This window comes from Mixta theicola (assembly GCF_002895925.1).
Taxonomy (GTDB): domain Bacteria; phylum Pseudomonadota; class Gammaproteobacteria; order Enterobacterales; family Enterobacteriaceae; genus Mixta; species Mixta theicola.
On sequence record NZ_NWUO01000001.1, the window covers coordinates 282,890 to 298,910 of the forward strand.

General features: G+C 54.9%; 14 protein-coding genes. 5 read left to right on the forward strand and 9 right to left on the reverse strand.

The genetic code is table 11. The annotated features are described in order from the left end of the window. Window positions 1–5: 5 nt before the first annotated feature. Both COO59_RS01395 and rmf read right to left on the reverse strand, forming a co-directional pair. The gene (locus tag COO59_RS01395) at window positions 6–1,313 is read right to left on the reverse strand and encodes an MFS transporter (protein WP_240614063.1); all 1,308 of its coding nucleotides are present in this window, start codon (window positions 1,311–1,313) and stop codon (window positions 6–8) included. Window positions 1,314–2,106: 793 nt separating this feature from the next. Further along, a complete protein-coding gene (gene rmf, locus COO59_RS01400; RefSeq protein ID WP_103058044.1) occupies window positions 2,107–2,289 on the reverse strand; it encodes a ribosome modulation factor in 183 nt (60 codons plus the stop codon). A 34-nt stretch (window positions 2,290–2,323) separates the two neighbouring features. Here rmf and COO59_RS20760 point away from each other — a divergent pair, with 34 nt between their 5' ends. After that, the gene (locus COO59_RS20760) at window positions 2,324–2,494 is read left to right on the forward strand and encodes a hypothetical protein (RefSeq protein WP_165786471.1); all 171 of its coding nucleotides are present in this window, start codon (window positions 2,324–2,326) and stop codon (window positions 2,492–2,494) included. A gap of 53 nt (window positions 2,495–2,547) precedes the next feature. On the opposite strand, the gene pqiC is transcribed toward COO59_RS20760, so the two are convergent. Genes pqiC through rlmKL form a run of 5 tightly spaced genes read right to left on the reverse strand, consistent with a single transcriptional unit; the run spans window position 2,548 to window position 10,064 of the window. Then, window positions 2,548–3,114, reverse strand: a complete 567-nt coding sequence (gene pqiC, locus COO59_RS01405) for a membrane integrity-associated transporter subunit PqiC (RefSeq protein WP_103058045.1) — start codon at window positions 3,112–3,114, stop codon at window positions 2,548–2,550. Beyond that, the gene (gene pqiB / locus COO59_RS01410) at window positions 3,114–4,754 is read right to left on the reverse strand and encodes an intermembrane transport protein PqiB (RefSeq protein WP_103058046.1); all 1,641 of its coding nucleotides are present in this window, start codon (window positions 4,752–4,754) and stop codon (window positions 3,114–3,116) included. The genes pqiC and pqiB overlap by 1 nt, the downstream gene beginning before the upstream one ends. Further along, a complete protein-coding gene (gene pqiA / locus COO59_RS01415; protein WP_103058047.1) occupies window positions 4,741–6,009 on the reverse strand; it encodes a membrane integrity-associated transporter subunit PqiA in 1,269 nt (422 codons plus the stop codon). The genes pqiB and pqiA overlap by 14 nt, the downstream gene beginning before the upstream one ends. Before the next feature lie 15 nt (window positions 6,010–6,024). Continuing rightward, a complete protein-coding gene (locus COO59_RS01420) occupies window positions 6,025–7,947 on the reverse strand; it encodes an ABC transporter ATP-binding protein (protein ID WP_103058048.1) in 1,923 nt (640 codons plus the stop codon). 5 nt (window positions 7,948–7,952) lie between these two features. Next, window positions 7,953–10,064 carry a bifunctional 23S rRNA (guanine(2069)-N(7))-methyltransferase RlmK/23S rRNA (guanine(2445)-N(2))-methyltransferase RlmL gene (gene rlmKL, locus COO59_RS01425; RefSeq protein WP_103058262.1) on the reverse strand — a complete coding sequence of 704 codons (2,112 nt, stop codon included), beginning with the start codon at window positions 10,062–10,064 and terminating at the stop codon, window positions 7,953–7,955. 136 nt (window positions 10,065–10,200) lie between these two features. Between rlmKL and COO59_RS01430 the strand changes: the two genes are divergently transcribed. Further along, on the forward strand, window positions 10,201–11,310 hold the full coding sequence (locus COO59_RS01430; protein WP_103058049.1) for a YcbX family protein: 1,110 nt from the start codon (window positions 10,201–10,203) through the stop codon (window positions 11,308–11,310). A gap of 13 nt (window positions 11,311–11,323) precedes the next feature. Here COO59_RS01430 and COO59_RS01435 read toward each other — a convergent pair whose 3' ends face one another. Beyond that, window positions 11,324–11,878, reverse strand: coding sequence for a cell division protein ZapC (locus COO59_RS01435; protein WP_103058050.1), 555 nt, complete (start codon window positions 11,876–11,878; stop codon window positions 11,324–11,326). A gap of 196 nt (window positions 11,879–12,074) precedes the next feature. Beyond that, the gene (gene pyrD / locus COO59_RS01440) at window positions 12,075–13,085 is read right to left on the reverse strand and encodes a quinone-dependent dihydroorotate dehydrogenase (RefSeq protein ID WP_103058051.1); all 1,011 of its coding nucleotides are present in this window, start codon (window positions 13,083–13,085) and stop codon (window positions 12,075–12,077) included. A 244-nt stretch (window positions 13,086–13,329) separates the two neighbouring features. Between pyrD and ssuE the strand changes: the two genes are divergently transcribed. Genes ssuE through ssuD form a run of 3 tightly spaced genes read left to right on the forward strand, consistent with a single transcriptional unit; the run spans window position 13,330 to window position 16,012 of the window. Further along, window positions 13,330–13,881 carry an NADPH-dependent FMN reductase gene (gene ssuE / locus COO59_RS01445; protein ID WP_103058052.1) on the forward strand — a complete coding sequence of 184 codons (552 nt, stop codon included), beginning with the start codon at window positions 13,330–13,332 and terminating at the stop codon, window positions 13,879–13,881. A 10-nt stretch (window positions 13,882–13,891) separates the two neighbouring features. Then, window positions 13,892–14,851 carry a sulfonate ABC transporter substrate-binding protein gene (locus COO59_RS01450; protein WP_103058053.1) on the forward strand — a complete coding sequence of 320 codons (960 nt, stop codon included), beginning with the start codon at window positions 13,892–13,894 and terminating at the stop codon, window positions 14,849–14,851. Window positions 14,852–14,866: 15 nt separating this feature from the next. Beyond that, window positions 14,867–16,012: an FMNH2-dependent alkanesulfonate monooxygenase gene (gene ssuD, locus COO59_RS01455; protein ID WP_103058054.1), complete on the forward strand. Its 1,146-nt coding sequence runs from the start codon at window positions 14,867–14,869 to the stop codon at window positions 16,010–16,012. Window positions 16,013–16,021: the final 9 nt, after the last annotated feature.

The window sequence follows — 16,021 nt, forward strand, 5'->3', positions numbered from 1 at the left end:
CATGTTCAATCTGAATAGCTTGCCACCTCCGCTTCGTCTACATCCCGGTCTCTGAAAATATAAACAATCAGCAACACGGCGATTATCCCTGGGAGGAAAACGGAAATAATATAGGCGCTAAGGCTGTTGCCAGCGCCCAGCGCGGCCAGCAACGCACCACCCAGCCCAAATATAGAGACCGATACCATCCCCATCATGGCGGATACTGCCCCTTTACCGTCTTCGCTGGAAAATAGCGTAAGCCGGTATAGCGTTGCGTTACAGATCCCCAGACCAAAGGAATAGATCGCCATTCCGACAACCAGCGCAATGATATTTTCAAAAAATAAGGTCATAACAAGAGCTGAGGCTAAGCCAGCAAAAACAGGGAATAAAGAATTCGTTAAAATACGTTCTATTTTAATTCGTTCGGCAATATGATTCAGTACAATATTGCCTGCGATCAACGAACCAAATATAGGTAATTGCCACAAAGCATACTCCAGCATGCTCATACCCAGATTGTGAACCAGCAGCAAAGGAGAAAGCGCTATCCAGGTCATCAACGGAAGTCCGGCCAGGCCAAGCGCAGTACTGCCAGACATAAAACGTCTGTTCTTTAACAAATCGCGGTAGACGCGGAAAATATCCCCCGCATGGAGCGGCTGAGGCTCTATTTTACTGCCATCCTTACGCGTTACGCCGATGGTTTCTGGCATAAACAATAGCAACCCTAACCAGCTCAACGCTGCAAGTGCAGCGATAATAATAAAAAGTACGCGCCAGGAGATAAATGAAAGAAGAAAGCTGCCCACCAGCGGCCCAAATAACGGTGACAGCAGAGCTATATTGGAAAAAATAGCGATTAAACGTATGGCATTCGATTCGTTAAACCCCTCCTGCAGGGCGGGATAGCTAACGGTGACAACGAAACCCAGCCCAACCCCCTGAATAAAACGTAGCATGGTAAACAGGTTAATATCACTCACCCAGGGCGTGACCAGACAGGAAAAAGTATAGAGGGCGCACCCGGCCAGCAATAAAGGGCGCCGCCCGAACCGGTCAGACAATGGACCAATTAACCACTGAAAAGCCACGCCGCCAAGCAGATAGGCATTTAGCGACCATGGGACATAATGAGGTTCGGCATGTAAATCGGCGATAACAGATAACATACCGGGCATAACAACATCACTACCGATATAGGTTAACAACTCAAATAGCGAAAGGACCAAACAAAATATCAGCGCATGGCGGCGAGAGATAGGGAGTAATGAATTAAACATATACCGTTCCAGTATGATACCAGCCATCCAGATGGCCAAAATTTCCATTAATGAAGTGTTCTTTAACCGCATCGCAAGGTATTAGGCGCATTTTTTATGCTCCAGGCGATCGCTAAGCTCTGCATTCATCGTTTTTTTAATACTAAATTTTGTGGGCCTGCGGGAAAATAATAGCGTCCGGCTTCGTTTTTAAAGCCGTTAACCCGTTCCGCCGCAGCATCCGTGCGTTTTTCTTCGTCCATAATATACCTGTATCCGTTATCGGAACGAATATAACAAAAAAAGTAAATAACTCAATAATTCAATTAGCATCAATAGAATTTATTCAACTAAATTTAAATAAAGAATTAATTATATATAATTAAATTTATTAGTGATATTTACCGTTTTCTTTTCCTGGGCGCGGCAATTTTTGCTTTTTATGTCTGGGTAACTTGAAAAGATCCGGCAGCTAATATGAGCAGCTCCCGTTGATTAACACCCCGTAATGTCAGTGATGATTTCACCAACAGCACAAGGACCATCCCCATGAAGAAGCTTTTTCCAGTCAACCGATCATAAGCAACTTACCTGTGGCTGAAGCCGGTGTTTCTACCCGTAAATTCTGTGGTAAGCAGCTCATTTACGACGCCACGTTGAACCTCTGGCGCAAGCACAGGGTCTGTTTAATTCTGGAGACAGGTGATTTTGCCGCTGAGCTTATTTATTTCACCCATGCGTGATATAGCGCGTGATTGACAATTAAGTGAAAGATAATGATGGGCAGGGACAGGTAAATTCACAGAGAGAGCCATTAAAAAACCTCCGCAAATGCGGAGGTTATCCTTTTTCTGACAGGCCGTCAGGCCAGCGAGGCACTTACGCTAACCGCCCTGTCCTCCATGGCTTTTCGCCAACCTCCCAACCAGTGAGACCGAGCCTCAATCATTTGATAAGGACACATTTCTTTTGAACGCCCGGTAATGCCAGCCTGATAGCCTCGTGAATGTGCTCGTTCCAGGCGATCTCGTTTCTGTCTCTTCATGCCTCATTTCCCTCATTCAGGTATGGTGGAACTGGTGGAAAGAAAACAATGGTCACAAAATGCGCAACCACTCCTCTTTTCTACCCCCATCGCTGAAAAAGATCAATGCGCAAATTTCACGCCATTGTCATATGAAAAGGCTATTTTTAAAGGTTTTTCCGTGGCGCAGATTGGCGGGTTGAGTAAAGGGATGATTCTGCAATAAAAAATTCCGGCCAGCGAACAGGTCACCGGACCGGAAACTACCGTTAAGGAAAATTAATTATTTCTTATTGCGCTAAAAGCAGTCGCCATACGCTCCGCTTCCTGTTGCCATCCCTGCGCCAGGGTTCTGACCATCGAATCATAACCATTTTCCTGCTGCGGCAGCGTCAGGTTAAAATTCTGACGCGTAATTTGCCCGCTATGCTCCAGCGTCCAGCTGCCGCTAATGACCACCTGACCATCGAAACGTCCGTGAAAGCCGGTTACGTTAACGTTCAACGTATCGTGCTGCTCGCCCAGCGGCGCGGCGGAAATCAGCCTGCCCGGCAGCGCATTGCTCAGATTAGTGACCAACGTTTGCTGTAGCTGCTGATCGAGCGGGCTGGCCCACAAATTGCTGGTGGCGATAACGTATTTTACGTCACTGGTTTGGTAAACCACGCCATTGCCAGCCAGGTAATCGGGCACTGAAACGCGCTCGATCCAGATCGGCAATGGATTATTTATCCCAGGCGCGCGCTGGCTAACCGGCGTTCCCGCCGGCAGCTGATACATGGTGGTTTGCGTGCTGCTGCTACAGGCGCTCAGCGCCAGAACCAGCCATGGCATCCATTTCATCATTATTTCGCCCTCTTCGGCTGTGGGTCTTCGCCCGGTTTAGCTTCGAATACCAGCGCGTTGCTCTTTTGATTGAGCGTTTTCAGCACCGGTTGCAGTTCACGCAGCACCTGATCCAGCCGTTGCATATCGCCGACCAGCTTGCTATAGGCTGGAGAACCCGGCTGCAAGCCTTTCATACTGCGGTTCAGCTCGCGCAGCGTCTGCTGCATATCCTGCGGCAGCTGCTGCATCGACGGGTTGGCGGTGATTTTATTCACGTTATCCAGCGTTTTTTGCAGCTCACGTAGGGTTCGCTGGCTCTCTTTCAGCGTGCCGGTGGCCTGGTTAATCATAGGATTCAGCGGCAGTTTATTAATCTTATCCAGCGCATCCATAAGCTTCTGCTGAATCTGGCTCAGGCCGCCGCTAACGGTCGGAATGATTTCCAGCCCGGCTACCTTATCCGGCCCTTTATACTGCGGCGCGTTATCGTAAAAATCGAGATCGATATACAACGAGCCGGAAAGCAGATTGCCGGTTTTTAGCGAAGCCCGCAGGCCGCGTTTTCTGCCGTCGCGCAGATGCTGTCGCACATCAAAGTCACCGCCCAGACGATTAACAAAACGATCGGGTTCAATACGCACCAGCACCGGAATGCGATAATCGGTATTCAGCGACTGGTTCCAGCCCGGCACGGTATAAGGCGCCTGTGCGACCGTACCAAGGCGGATGCCGCGGAATTCGACCGGCGCGCCCGGCTGCAGCCCACGTATAGAATCGCTAAAGAACATCAGGAAATCGAGATGGGTGGTATAAAGCGAGTCCTGAATGCTGCGCTGATCGTCATACAGATGATACTCCGCCTGGTTCTCTGCCGCCCTGCCCAGCTCCCAGCCGTCAGGCACGTCAAAACTGACGCCGCCGCTGAACAGCGTAGTCAGCGAGCCCATTTCAACGCGCATCCCGGAGGCAGACATCTCCACGGCAATGCCGCTATCTTTCCAGAAACGTACATTTGAAGTAACCAGACGATCGTAAGGCGCAGCGACAAACAGCTGATACTGCATAGCGCGCTTATCGGCATCAAAGCTACTGGTTTCCACCGAGCCGACGCGATAGCCGCGGAACAGCACCGGATCGCCAGGATTAAGCTGGCCCGCCTTGGTGCTGTCAAGTACGATACGGATCCCCTTCGCATCCGGCGGCGCCAGCGGCGGCGAATCCAGCAGGGTATAATGTCCGGGCTTTTCACCTTTACTGCCGGGCTGAAGCTCAATGTAAGCGCCGGATAATAAGGTGCCAAGACCGGTAATGCCTTCGCGTCCTACCTGCGGTTTAACCACCCAGAAAACGCTGTCGCCATGCAGCAGCTTTTCCATCCCCGCGTTAAGCCGGGCTTTAATTTCTACATGATGCAGATCGTCAGTTAACACCGCGCTTTCCACCACGCCCACGTCAACGCTGCGGCTTTTAATCGCCGTTTTACCGCCGACAATGCCTTCGGCGTTGGTGGTCATTAGCGTGACTTCCGGCCCCTGATGTCTGAAATGATAAAACAGGATCCAGCCGCCAATCAGTACGGTAACAATGGGAATTATCCATACCGGCGACCAGCGTTTGATCTGTTCGACCTTCGCAACGCCGTGATTATTTTCCGTCAAGGCTCGGCTCCTTCAGCTTATTTTCTGGTTCGCGATCCCACGTAAGACGCGGATCGAAGGTCATTGCAGCAAACATAGTCAGGATGACCACGGCGGCAAACAGCAGTGCGCCAGGTGCTGGATAGATATTCATTAACTGTCCGATACGCACCAGCGCGGACAGTACCGCAATAACGAAAACGTCAATCATTGACCAGCGGCCCACAAACTCCACCACCTCATAAATCAGATGCATTTTTTCGCTGTCACGCCCGCCGTGGCCCTGGGCATCCCAGCACAGCCAGCCGATCGCCAGCATTTTCAGCGAAGGCACCATAATACTGGCGATAAAAATCACCAGCGCCACCGGATAAGAGCCATCGCTCCACAGCAGGATCACCCCGCCCATAATATTGGAGTTCATCCTGTCGCCAAGCGCTTCGGTGACCATAATCGGCAGAATATTGGCAGGGATATAGATGATGAGGGAAGTGAACAGCAGCGCCAGCGTCCATTGCAGACTATGCCGACGACGCGCGTAGCCCGCCGTACCGCAGCGCGGACAGAGATAACGATCGGCCGCCAGCACCGCCGTACAGCACGGGCAGGATCGCAGTCCCTGCTTCAGCCCGCTGATACCGGCTCGCGGTGCAGCTGGCAGCGGCGGTTCAGGCGCAATCTGACGCCACAGCCAACGCCGGTCGACGCACTGAAAGGCGCGCAGCTGCAGCACGCAGAATAAACACCAGGGCAGAAAACTGGTGCCGATGCCAATCTCGCCATACGCCATCAGTTTAACAAAACTGACCAACACGCCAGCGAGAAAGATTTCCGCCATCCCCCAGCTTCTGAGCTGAAACAGAATGCGTGCGATACCCGTTTGCACACTCTGCGGCAGCGGCAGCCGATTGACCAGCAGCAGAATTGCCACCATACAAAAGGCCGGCACCGCCTGTACAAACAGCATAAATAGCGTGGCGAGGCTGGCGTAATCCTCTGAGACCATCACCCGTGGAATTTCCATCAGGGTGATTTCACTGCTCAGGCCGGACACGTGCATATTGACGAAAGGAAACAGGTTAGCCAGCAGCAACATAAACAGCGCGGCCAGCGCATAGCCGGAGGGCCGCTTGCGCGGCTCGCTCCAGTTAGCGGTCAGCGTAGTATGACAGCGCGGACAGCTGGCTTTCTGCCCAGGCGCGACCGATGGCAACTGCGTCATCAGGTCACACTGTGGACAAAGCATCCAGTGTTGCGGGTGTTCAGCTGAACACATACCCTACTCCCGATTTCAGCCGCCGTTTTTCAGCGATTCAAGGTATTCCCAACGTTCAAACGCAGTTTCCAGCTGCTGCTCCGCCGCCGCCAGCGCCGTCAGCACCGGCTGCGTTTTTTCATGCGGCTGGGTGAAAAAGTCAGCATCCGTCATCTGCAGCGTGAGCTGTTCTATCTGCTTTTCCAGCGCTTCAAGCTGCTGCGGCAGCTGATCCAGCTCACGCTGCAGCTTATAGCTTAGCTTAGTGCCGGATGGCTTTGCTTCGCTTTTAACCGATTCATTTTTTGCCGATTTTTCCCCGGCCGTCGGGGTTTTCACCGGCACGGCGCGGCTTTGACGTGATGCGGCGCGCTGCTGTTGGGCATCATGATAGCCGCCGACAAAGGTGCCAATATCGCCGTTGCCTTCAAAGATCCAGCATTCGGTGACGGTGTTATCCACAAACTGACGATCGTGGCTGACCAGCAGCACGGTGCCCTGATAGCCATCAATCAGCTCTTCCAGCAGCTCCAGCGTTTCAACATCCAGATCGTTGGTCGGCTCATCGAGAATCAGCAGGTTGCTGGGCTTCAGGAACAGACGCGCCAGCAGCAGACGGTTGCGCTCTCCGCCAGAAAGCGCTCTGACCGGCGTCATCGCCCGCTTCGGATGGAACAGGAACTCCTGCAGGTAGCCCAGAACGTGCCGCGGCTTACCGTTTACCATCACCTCCTGTTTGCCTTCCGCGAGGTTATCCATCACCGTGCGGTCCGGATCGAGGATCGCCCGATGCTGATCGAAATAGGCCACTTCCAGTTTGCTGCCGCTGTGTACGCGACCGCTGTCCGCCTTCAGCTGGCCCAGCATCAGCTTCAGCAGCGTCGTTTTACCGCAGCCGTTCGGGCCAATCAGCGCAATCTTATCGCCACGCTGTACCTGCGCGCTAAAGTCTCTGACCAGCGTGCGGCCGCCGATACTGTAATTGACGTTTTCCAGCTCAAACACGATTTTGCCGGAGCGCGAGGCTTCTTCGACCTGCATCTGCGCTTTGCCCATCACTTCGCGGCGTTCCGAGCGTTCATGGCGTAGCGCTTTCAGGGCGCGTACGCGGCCTTCATTACGGGTACGACGCGCTTTAATACCCTGGCGGATCCATACCTCTTCCTGCGCCAGCTTGCGGTCAAACTCAGCGTTTTGCATCTCTTCAACGCGCAGCGCTTCCTCTTTTCCTTCGAGATATTTGTCATAGTCGCCCGGCCAGGAAACCAGCTTGCCGCGATCGAGATCGACAATGCGCGTCGCCATATTGCGGATAAAGGAACGGTCATGCGAAATAAAGACAATGCTGCCCTGGAACGTTTTCAGGAAGGTTTCCAGCCAGTCAATAGTTTCAATATCCAGGTGGTTAGTGGGCTCATCCAACATCAATACCCGCGGATTACTGACCAGCGCGCGTCCCAGCGCGGCTTTACGCAGCCAGCCGCCGGAAAGTGACGACAGCTCAACTTCCGGCTGCAGGCCAATCTGCTGTAGCACATCGTTAATACGCGACTCCAGCTGCCACAGGTTATGGTGATCCAGCAGGGACTGCAGGCGCGCCATCTCATTGAGGTTTTTTTCGCTCGGATCGTTCATCACCACGTGCGAAATCGCATGATAGGCTTTCAGATGCTCAGCCTGCTCGGCCACGCCCTCGGCCACAAAATCATACACCGTGCCGGCGATGTTGCGCGGCGGGTCCTGTTGCAGACGCGCCACCACCAGATCCTGCTCATAAATAATGCGGCCATCGTCCAGCGGCTGCTCGCCGTTGATGATTTTCATCAGCGTGGATTTACCGGCGCCGTTGCGCCCGACCAGACAAACGCGCTCGTTCTCTTCGATATGCAGCTCGGCATAATTCAGCAGCGGCGCATCGCTGAACGAAAGGTAGGCATTGTGAATACTAATAAGTGACATACAGCTTATTCCTTACCGGCGTGAGTAATCAGCCAGCAGTTGTGAATATGACGGTTGCGGGCAAAATCCTGCGACTGCGTTTTAGCGGTGATCTCCTGAGCGTGCAGGCCGAACGTGGCCAGCCCCTGATGATCCATTTTGAAACCGCGCTTGTTATTCGAGAACATAATGGTGCCGCCAGCGCGCAGCAGGCGCTTAAGATCGCGCATCAGCTGCAAATGGTCGCGCTGAACGTCAAAGCTCTCTTCCATGCGTTTTGAGTTGGAAAACGTAGGCGGATCGATAAAGATCAGATCAAACTGTTCGTTGCTCTCACGCAGCCAGCTCAGGCAATCCGCCTGCATCAGCCGGTGCTGACGACCGCTGAGGCCGTTCAGGCGCATATTGCGCTCCGCCCACTCCAGATAGGTGCGCGACATATCCACGGTGGTTGTGGAACGTGCGCCGCCCAGCCCGGCATGAACGCTGGCGCTGCCGGTATAGGCAAACAGGTTAAGGAAATCTTTGCCTTTACTCATTTGTCCCAGCATACGGCGGGCCAGTCGGTGATCGATAAACAGGCCGGTATCCAGATAATCCGTGAGATTCACCCAAAAGCGGGCGTTAAACTCGCGCACTTCAAAATATTCGCCTTTTTCACCCAGCTTTTGATACTGGCTTTTGCCTTTCTGCTTTTCGCGGGTTTTCAGCACCAGGCGGTTCGCCGGCAGTTCCAGCACCGTAAGCGTGGCGCTAATCACGTCAAACAGACGCTGGCGCGCCTTCATGGCGTCAATGGTTTTCGGCGGCGCATATTCCTGGATAACCACCCAGTCGGCATAGCGATCAACGGCCACATTATATTCCGGCAAATCGGCGTCATACAGGCGATAGCATTCAATGCCCTCCTGACGCGCCCATTTATCCAGTTTCTTCATGTTTTTTCGTAAGCGGTTGGCGTAATCTTCCGCCATCTGGGCCGGAACGCCGTCTCCGCTGGTCACCGCCAGCTGATAGTTTTTCTGTACGCACTCCAGCGGGCCGTTTTTCGCTTTAAACTGGCGATCGGCACGCAGCTGTAAACAGCTCAGCAGATCCGGCGAGGCGCTAAACAGCGAGAGATTCCAGCCGCCGAACTGGCTTTTCATTACGCGTCCCAGCAGGCTGTGCAGGGCGATCAGCGCCGGCTCGCTTTCCAGACGTTCGCCGTACGGCGGGTTGCTGATAACGGTGCCGGTCGGTCCCTGCGGCAGCGGATTGCTTAGCTGCGCGACATCCTGTACGGCAAAGGTGAACAGGTCAGCAACGCCAGCGCGGCGGGCGTTGCCGCGTGCGCGCTCCAGCACGCGCTCATCGTTATCGTAGCCAAAGAAGCGCGAGGTGGTTTGCGCAATTCCCTGGCGGGCGCGGGTTTGCGCTTCATCAATCAGCTCACGCCACAGCTCAGGCTGATGCGCTTTCCAGCCGTGAAAGCCCCAGTGACGGCGATTCAGACCTGGCGCGCGATCGCTGGCGATCAGCGCCGCCTCGATCAGCAGCGTGCCGGAGCCGCACATCGGATCGAGCAGCGGCGTCCCCGGCTGCCAACCGGAGCGCAGCACCGTAGCCGCCGCCAGGTTTTCTTTCATCGGCGCCAGGCCGGTTTGCTGGCGATAGCCGCGCTGATGCATCCCTTCTCCGCTCAGATCGAGCGCGATGCTGGCGGTATCTTTATTCAGCCAGACATTAATACGCACGTCCGGCTGCTCGCGATCGACATCCGGACGCGGCAGATTTTTACGGGTGAAGCTGTCGACAATCGCATCTTTTACTTTCAGGGCGCCAAACTGGCTGTTACGAATCGCTTCGTTGGTGCCGCTGAAATGCACGGCAAACGTCCCGTCAATCAGGTTAGTCCAGTCAATCGCCTGCGCGCCGAGATAGAGATCCAGATCGCTGTATACCGGGCATTCGCTGAGCGGCAGCAGAATACGCGACGCCAGCCGGCTCCACAGCAGACTGCGGTACATTAAACGATCGTCTCCCTGAAAATGTACGCCGCCCTGGACAACCTGTAGGTTCTGCGCCCCCAGCGTTTCCAGTTCACTCTTTAATAGCTCTTCGAGCCCACGCGCCGTACTGGCAAACAGAGAATTCATATCGTCACTTACAGTATTGGGAAAATTGTTGCGCATTATAGCTAATCACCGCCGCATGTCATAAAGTTAGCTTCCTTTAGCCGCAGATTCCTGTTGCCGTGGCCAGGCGCCGCGGCAGTCCAGCACGGAGAGTCTTATGATCGTCCTGTCACGCCTGTTTATTCATCCGGTTAAATCGATGCGCGGGCTACAGCTTTCGCATGTCCAGGTACAAGAAAGCGGGCCGGCTTTTGACCGCCTGTTTATGCTGACGACGCATGACGGCACCTTTATTACTGCCCGCCAGTATCCGCAGCTGGTGCAGTTTATTCCGGCTCTGATCCCTGACGGAGTGTGGCTACAGGCTCCGGATAACAGCAGCGCCGCCCTGCGCTTTACCGACTTTCAGCCGCAGGAGGCTGAAACCGAAGTCTGGGGCAATCACTTTACCGCCCGTATCGCTCCGCAGCCGATCAATGACTGGCTGAGCGGCTTTTTCCCGATCCCGGTGCAGCTACGCTGGACCGGCCCGGAAATGACCCGGCGGGTTAAGCGTCGTCCGCAGGTGCCCCTTGGCTTTGCCGACGGCTATCCTTTTTTACTGGTGAATGAGGCCTCACTCTACGATCTGCAGCAGCGTTGCCCGGCCAGCGTTCGGCTGGAACAGTTCCGCCCTAATCTGGTGGTCACCGGCGCACGTCCCTGGGAAGAAGATAGCTGGCAGCGCTTACGTATCGGCGAGGTGGAGTTTGAAGTCGCCAAGCCCTGCAGCCGCTGTATCTTTACCACTATCAGCCCGGAGCGCGGACAAAAACATCCTGACGGCGAACCGCTTAAAACGCTGCAAAGCTTCCGCAGCGCGCAGGATGGCAGCGGCGATGTGGACTTTGGCTTGAATTTGCTGGCCTGCAACAGCGGCGTGATACGCACTGGCGATACGCTGGAAGTCGTCGCAACGCAGCCGGCGCGCCAGTATGGCGCGGGTCGGATAGTCGAAACGCTGACGGTACCAGAGGAAGCGGAGCAACGCGTCACCATTGATTACCGCGGCAGTCGGTTTAGCGGAAATAATCAGCAGCTGTTACTGGAACAGCTGGAAATGCAGGGGCACCGTATCCCCTATTCCTGCCGCGCCGGTCTGTGCGGCAGCTGTAAAATGCAGCTGGTTTCCGGCAAGGTCAAAGCGCTAAAGCAGGATGCTGTCCGTAACGACGGCACCGTTTTAAGCTGTAGCTGTATTCCGGACGGAGATATAGAGCTGGCGTAAGGCGCCGGGTCGGTTAACCGGCCCAGGCGTAACGCTGCGCCTGCTCCGCCTGCTCCGCCTGCCACGGCTGCAGGCGATCGTGCATAATTTTAATCGCATCGCCCAGCATCATGGATTTACCTGCGATTTGCAGCTCAGGCTGCGCCAGCACGCAAAGCGCCGCGCTTTCTCCCGCCTCGATAACCAACATCCTCGCCTCTTCGCCGTTCTCTTCCAGCGTGACCGTCACCAGATCGCTGCTACCGGGCTGCCAGTAATGACGCTGGCAAACGCGAAAATGCCAGCTTTTCGGCATCAGCGGCTTCATAAAGCGCCAGGCCACCAGCGCATTCAGCAGCAGCTCATCGCACTGTTCCTCGCTGAGCGCCGTTTCACGGCAGCTTTCCTGCCAGGTGAAAAACTGCGCCGCGTCGTCAACATTAAAAACAGCCTCGCTGAAGGCATCCGGCGTTAACATTTTGCGGGAAAAACGGGAGCGAAACAGCATACCATCCGCTAAGTCGAGCATCATACGATCCTGCTCTGCATCGAAAAACCAACGCCATTTGTCGTCAGGTTTTATCTTCATGGTTTGCCTTACTACAGTTGAGGGTTGCAAAAACAGGCTGATTTATTGCCCGACGCCAAATCAACCAACATCGGACAGGGCATAAAAAGGTATTAACCTGCCGCGAATAATATTTTCCTGAAACGAACAAGGAATAGACAAAATATAAACCAGCCGGAAACAGATTAAAAGCCCCCGGCCAGATTCTTCAAAAAGGTCAGAGATGAGTCACAATCTCTTTTACCAAATCCGGGCCTTTATAAATAAAGCCGGAATAAATTTGCACCAGCGTCGCGCCGGCCGCTATTTTTTCGCGGGCCGCCATCATTGAGTCGATCCCGCCAACGCCAATAATCGGCAGCTTTCCTTGCAGTTCCTGCGCCAGACGGCGAATCACTTCGGTACTGCGCTGCTGCACCGGACGTCCGCTAAGACCGCCGGCCTCTTCGCTATATTTCAATCCGCTGACCAGGGAGCGATCCAGGGTGGTATTGGTGGCGATGACGCCATCAATTTGATGACGAACCAGGCTATCGGCAATCTGCACCAATTCTTCTTCAGAAAGATCGGGCGCAATTTTTACCGCGACGGGAACATATTTCAGGTGAAGCTTTTCCAGAATTTTCTGCTGCGCTTTTATTGCCATCAGCAAATCGTCCAGCGCCTCACCATATTGCAGGGTTCTTAAACCCGGCGTATTCGGCGAGGAGATATTAACGGCAATATAACCCGCGTGAGGATAGACTTTTCCCATACAGGCCAAATAATCATCTTTACCCTGCTCTACCGGCGTATCTTTATTTTTCCCAATATTGATACCCAGCACGCCATTAAATCTGGCGCGCTTTACGTTTTCAACCAGCTGGTCCACGCCCAGATTATTAAATCCCATCCGGTTAATAATCCCTTCGGCTTCAATCAGGCGGAACAGACGCGGCTTATCATTACCCGGCTGCGGACGTGGCGTTACGGTTCCCACTTCAACAAAGCCGAAGCCCATCGCGCCGAAAGCATCAATACACTCGCCGTTTTTATCCAGCCCGGCAGCCAGGCCAAGCGCATTTTTGAAGGTCAGCCCCATACATTTAACGGGGCGTGCAGGCAAACGCTGACGTATTAATCCTTCCAGCGGCGTGCCGCCAATGCGACGTAGCTGTTGCAGCGTCAGTTCATGGGCGTGTTCAGCGTCGAGACGGAACAAGGCTTTACGTGCGAGGGGGTAAAACATGGACTCTCCTGAATTCCCGGTGGCAAACGGGGCGGTATTATCCGGTATAACCGCCATAAAAAGCCAGAATTGTTAAACTGGCGCCTCAGTTAACCTTCTTTTTATCCTTCCTGCGCTGCCTTAGCGCAAAAACAGCATTTTATTGCCGGATAAATCATTTAAAGGCCGCCGCAGGCTCTGTCAGTATACATCCATAAGTTCTCAATAATCTTTCATCAATAACTAAGTGTTATAAGGAGTGGCTATGCGCGTTATTACTCTGGCGGGAAGCCCGCGTTTTCCTTCGCGGTCCACGGCGTTATTAACGCTGTGTCAGCAGGCGCTTGAACAGCGCGGCGTTGAGGTTACGCCCTGGAATTTACATAACTTTCGGCCGGAGGATTTGCTTTACGCGCGTTTTGATTCCCCCGCTCTGCTGGCAATGAAAGAGGATCTGGCCGCTGCGGATGGCGTGATTGTCGCCACGCCGGTTTATAAAGCTTCCTTTTCCGGTGCGCTGAAAACCCTGTTGGATCTGCTGCCGGAGCGCGCGCTGGAACATAAGGTGGTGCTGCCGCTGGCAACCGGCGGCACGCTGGCCCATATGCTGGCGGTGGATTATGCGTTAAAGCCGGTCCTTAACGCGCTGAAGGCGCAGGAAGTGCTGCACGGCATTTTTGCCGATGACAGCCAGATTACCCATTACGACCGGCAACCGGAGCTGAGCGATCTGCTTTCTGTACGCCTGAACGAAGCTCTGACGACGTTCTGGTTTGCCTTGCAGCGGCGTGAAGCACGCCTGGCTCAAGTGGTTTAAGGAGGCGCACATGATACGTTTATCCCGACCGTTCGCCGGCGCGCTGTTAATCGCGCTGCTCAGCATCAGTACCGCGCTGCAGGCCGCCAGCCAGGCGCCAAATGCCATTCGTATTGGCTATCAAAAAGGGTCGGTCAGCATGGTGCTGGCTAAAGCCCACCATTTGCTGGAGCAGCGTTATCCCCATACCGACATTCGCTGGATTGAGTTTCCTGCCGGTCCGCAAATGCTGGAAGCGCTGAACGTTGGCAGTATCGATTTGGGCAGTACCGGCGATATTCCGCCGCTGTTTGCCCAGGCGGCAGGCGCCGACCTGCTGTATGTCGGCGCAGAGCCGCCGCAGCCGCAGGCCGAAGTGTTGCTGGTTGCTGATAACAGCACGATCAAAACGGTGGCGGACCTGAAAGGGCATAAAGTCGCCCTGCAGAAAGGCTCCAGCTCACATAATCTGCTGCTGCGCGCGCTGCAAAAAGCCGGGCTGAGCTTTAAGGATGTTCAGCCGGTATGGCTGACGCCTGCCGATGCCCGCGCCGCTTTTCAGCAGGGCAACGTCGATGCCTGGGCCATCTGGGATCCTTACTATTCCGCTGCGCTGCAGCAGAGCAAAGTACGGGTGCTTACCGATGGCAGCGCACTCAATCTCACCGGCTCTTTTTATCTGGCTACGCGTAGCTATGCCGAGGCCCACGGCGACTTTATTCAGTCGGTGCTGGATATTTTTAGCCAGGCGGATGCATTAACCCAAAGCCAGCGGGCAGAGAGTATCAAGCTGTTGGCACAAAGTATGAGCGTGCCGGAAAGCGTGGTCAGCAGCTATCTCGACCATCGTTCGCCCGCCCGCATTTTGCCGGTTAGCGAGCCGACCGTTCAGGCGCAGCAGCATACCGCCGATCTGTTCTATCAAAACCACCTGCTTCCCGTGAAGCTCGACGTCACCAGCCGCATCTGGCGCGGTGCAACCGTTCAGTGAGTAAGGAGAATTATCATGGCGTTATCCGTATTCTGGTTTTTACCTACCCATGGCGACGGTCACTATCTGGGCACGGCGGAAGGCGCCCGCCCGGTTGACCACGGTTATTTGCAACAGATTGCGCAGGCGGCGGATCGTTTAGGCTTTGGCGGCGTGCTAATCCCAACCGGGCGTTCCTGTGAAGATGCCTGGCTGGTGGCCGCGTCGCTGATTCCGGTCACGCAACGGCTGCGCTTTCTGGTGGCGCTGCGTCCCGGCGTGATCTCGCCTACCCAGGCTGCCCGGCAGGCGGCAACCCTGGATCGGCTCTCCAACGGGCGCGCGCTGTTTAATCTGGTTACCGGCGGCGATCCGGAAGAGCTGGCGGGCGACGGCATTTTTCTCGATCACACCGAACGCTACGCGGAATCCGCCGAATTTACCCGCATCTGGCGGCGCGTACTGGAAGGCGAAACCGTGGATTATCAGGGTGACTATCTGCAGGTACGGGGAGCCAGGCTGATGTTTAAACCCATTCAACAACCGCGCCCACCGCTGTGGTTCGGCGGCTCTTCAGCGGTGGCCCAGGATCTGGCGGCGGAACAGGTAGATGTCTATCTGACCTGGGGCGAACCGCCAGCATTGGTAAAAGAAAAAATCGAACAGGTACGTGCGAAAGCCGCGGCGCAGGGCCGCCGGGTACGCTTCGGTATTCGTCTGCATGTGATCGTTCGCGAAACCAACAGCGAGGCCTGGCAGGCCGCGGAACGGCTTATATCACATCTGGACGATGCCACTATTGCTAAAGCGCAGGCGGCGCTGGCGCGTACCGATTCGGTTGGCCAGCAGCGCATGGCCGCGCTGCATCAGGGCCGTCGCGATAAGCTGGAGATCGGCCCTAACCTGTGGGCGGGCGTCGGCCTGGTGCGCGGCGGTGCCGGTACGGCGCTGGTTGGCGATGGGCCAACGGTGGCGGCGCGTATGCAGGAGTATGCCGATCTCGGCATTGAGACCTTTATTCTCTCCGGCTATCCCCACCTGGAAGAGGCGTATCGGGTAGGCGAGCTGCTGTTCCCGCATCTGGATCTGGCGGTGCCGGAGATACCCGCGCCGCGCAAAATTCAGGCGCACGGCGAGGCGGTGGCGCATGATTTCGCCCCGCAAAAAGTGTCGCAAAGCTAAAGGAGCCGC

Excerpts from the sequence above, each read along its gene's own strand:
- COO59_RS01420 (WP_103058048.1), bottom strand. The coding sequence starts at position 7,947 with ATGTCACTTATTAGTATTCACAATGCCTACCTTTCGTTCAGCGATGCG.
- ssuD (WP_103058054.1), top strand. The coding sequence starts at position 14,867 with ATGGCGTTATCCGTATTCTGGTTTTTACCTACCCATGGCGACGGTCAC.
- COO59_RS01435 (WP_103058050.1), bottom strand. The coding sequence starts at position 11,878 with ATGAAGATAAAACCTGACGACAAATGGCGTTGGTTTTTCGATGCAGAG.
- ssuE (WP_103058052.1), top strand. The coding sequence starts at position 13,330 with ATGCGCGTTATTACTCTGGCGGGAAGCCCGCGTTTTCCTTCGCGGTCC.
- pqiA (WP_103058047.1), bottom strand. The coding sequence starts at position 6,009 with ATGTGTTCAGCTGAACACCCGCAACACTGGATGCTTTGTCCACAGTGT.
- pqiC (WP_103058045.1), bottom strand. The coding sequence starts at position 3,114 with ATGATGAAATGGATGCCATGGCTGGTTCTGGCGCTGAGCGCCTGTAGC.
- COO59_RS01430 (WP_103058049.1), top strand. The coding sequence starts at position 10,201 with ATGATCGTCCTGTCACGCCTGTTTATTCATCCGGTTAAATCGATGCGC.
- rmf (WP_103058044.1), bottom strand. The coding sequence starts at position 2,289 with ATGAAGAGACAGAAACGAGATCGCCTGGAACGAGCACATTCACGAGGC.
- COO59_RS01395 (WP_240614063.1), bottom strand. The coding sequence starts at position 1,313 with ATGGAAATTTTGGCCATCTGGATGGCTGGTATCATACTGGAACGGTAT.
- pyrD (WP_103058051.1), bottom strand. The coding sequence starts at position 13,085 with ATGTTTTACCCCCTCGCACGTAAAGCCTTGTTCCGTCTCGACGCTGAA.
- COO59_RS01450 (WP_103058053.1), top strand. The coding sequence starts at position 13,892 with ATGATACGTTTATCCCGACCGTTCGCCGGCGCGCTGTTAATCGCGCTG.
- rlmKL (WP_103058262.1), bottom strand. The coding sequence starts at position 10,064 with ATGAATTCTCTGTTTGCCAGTACGGCGCGTGGGCTCGAAGAGCTATTA.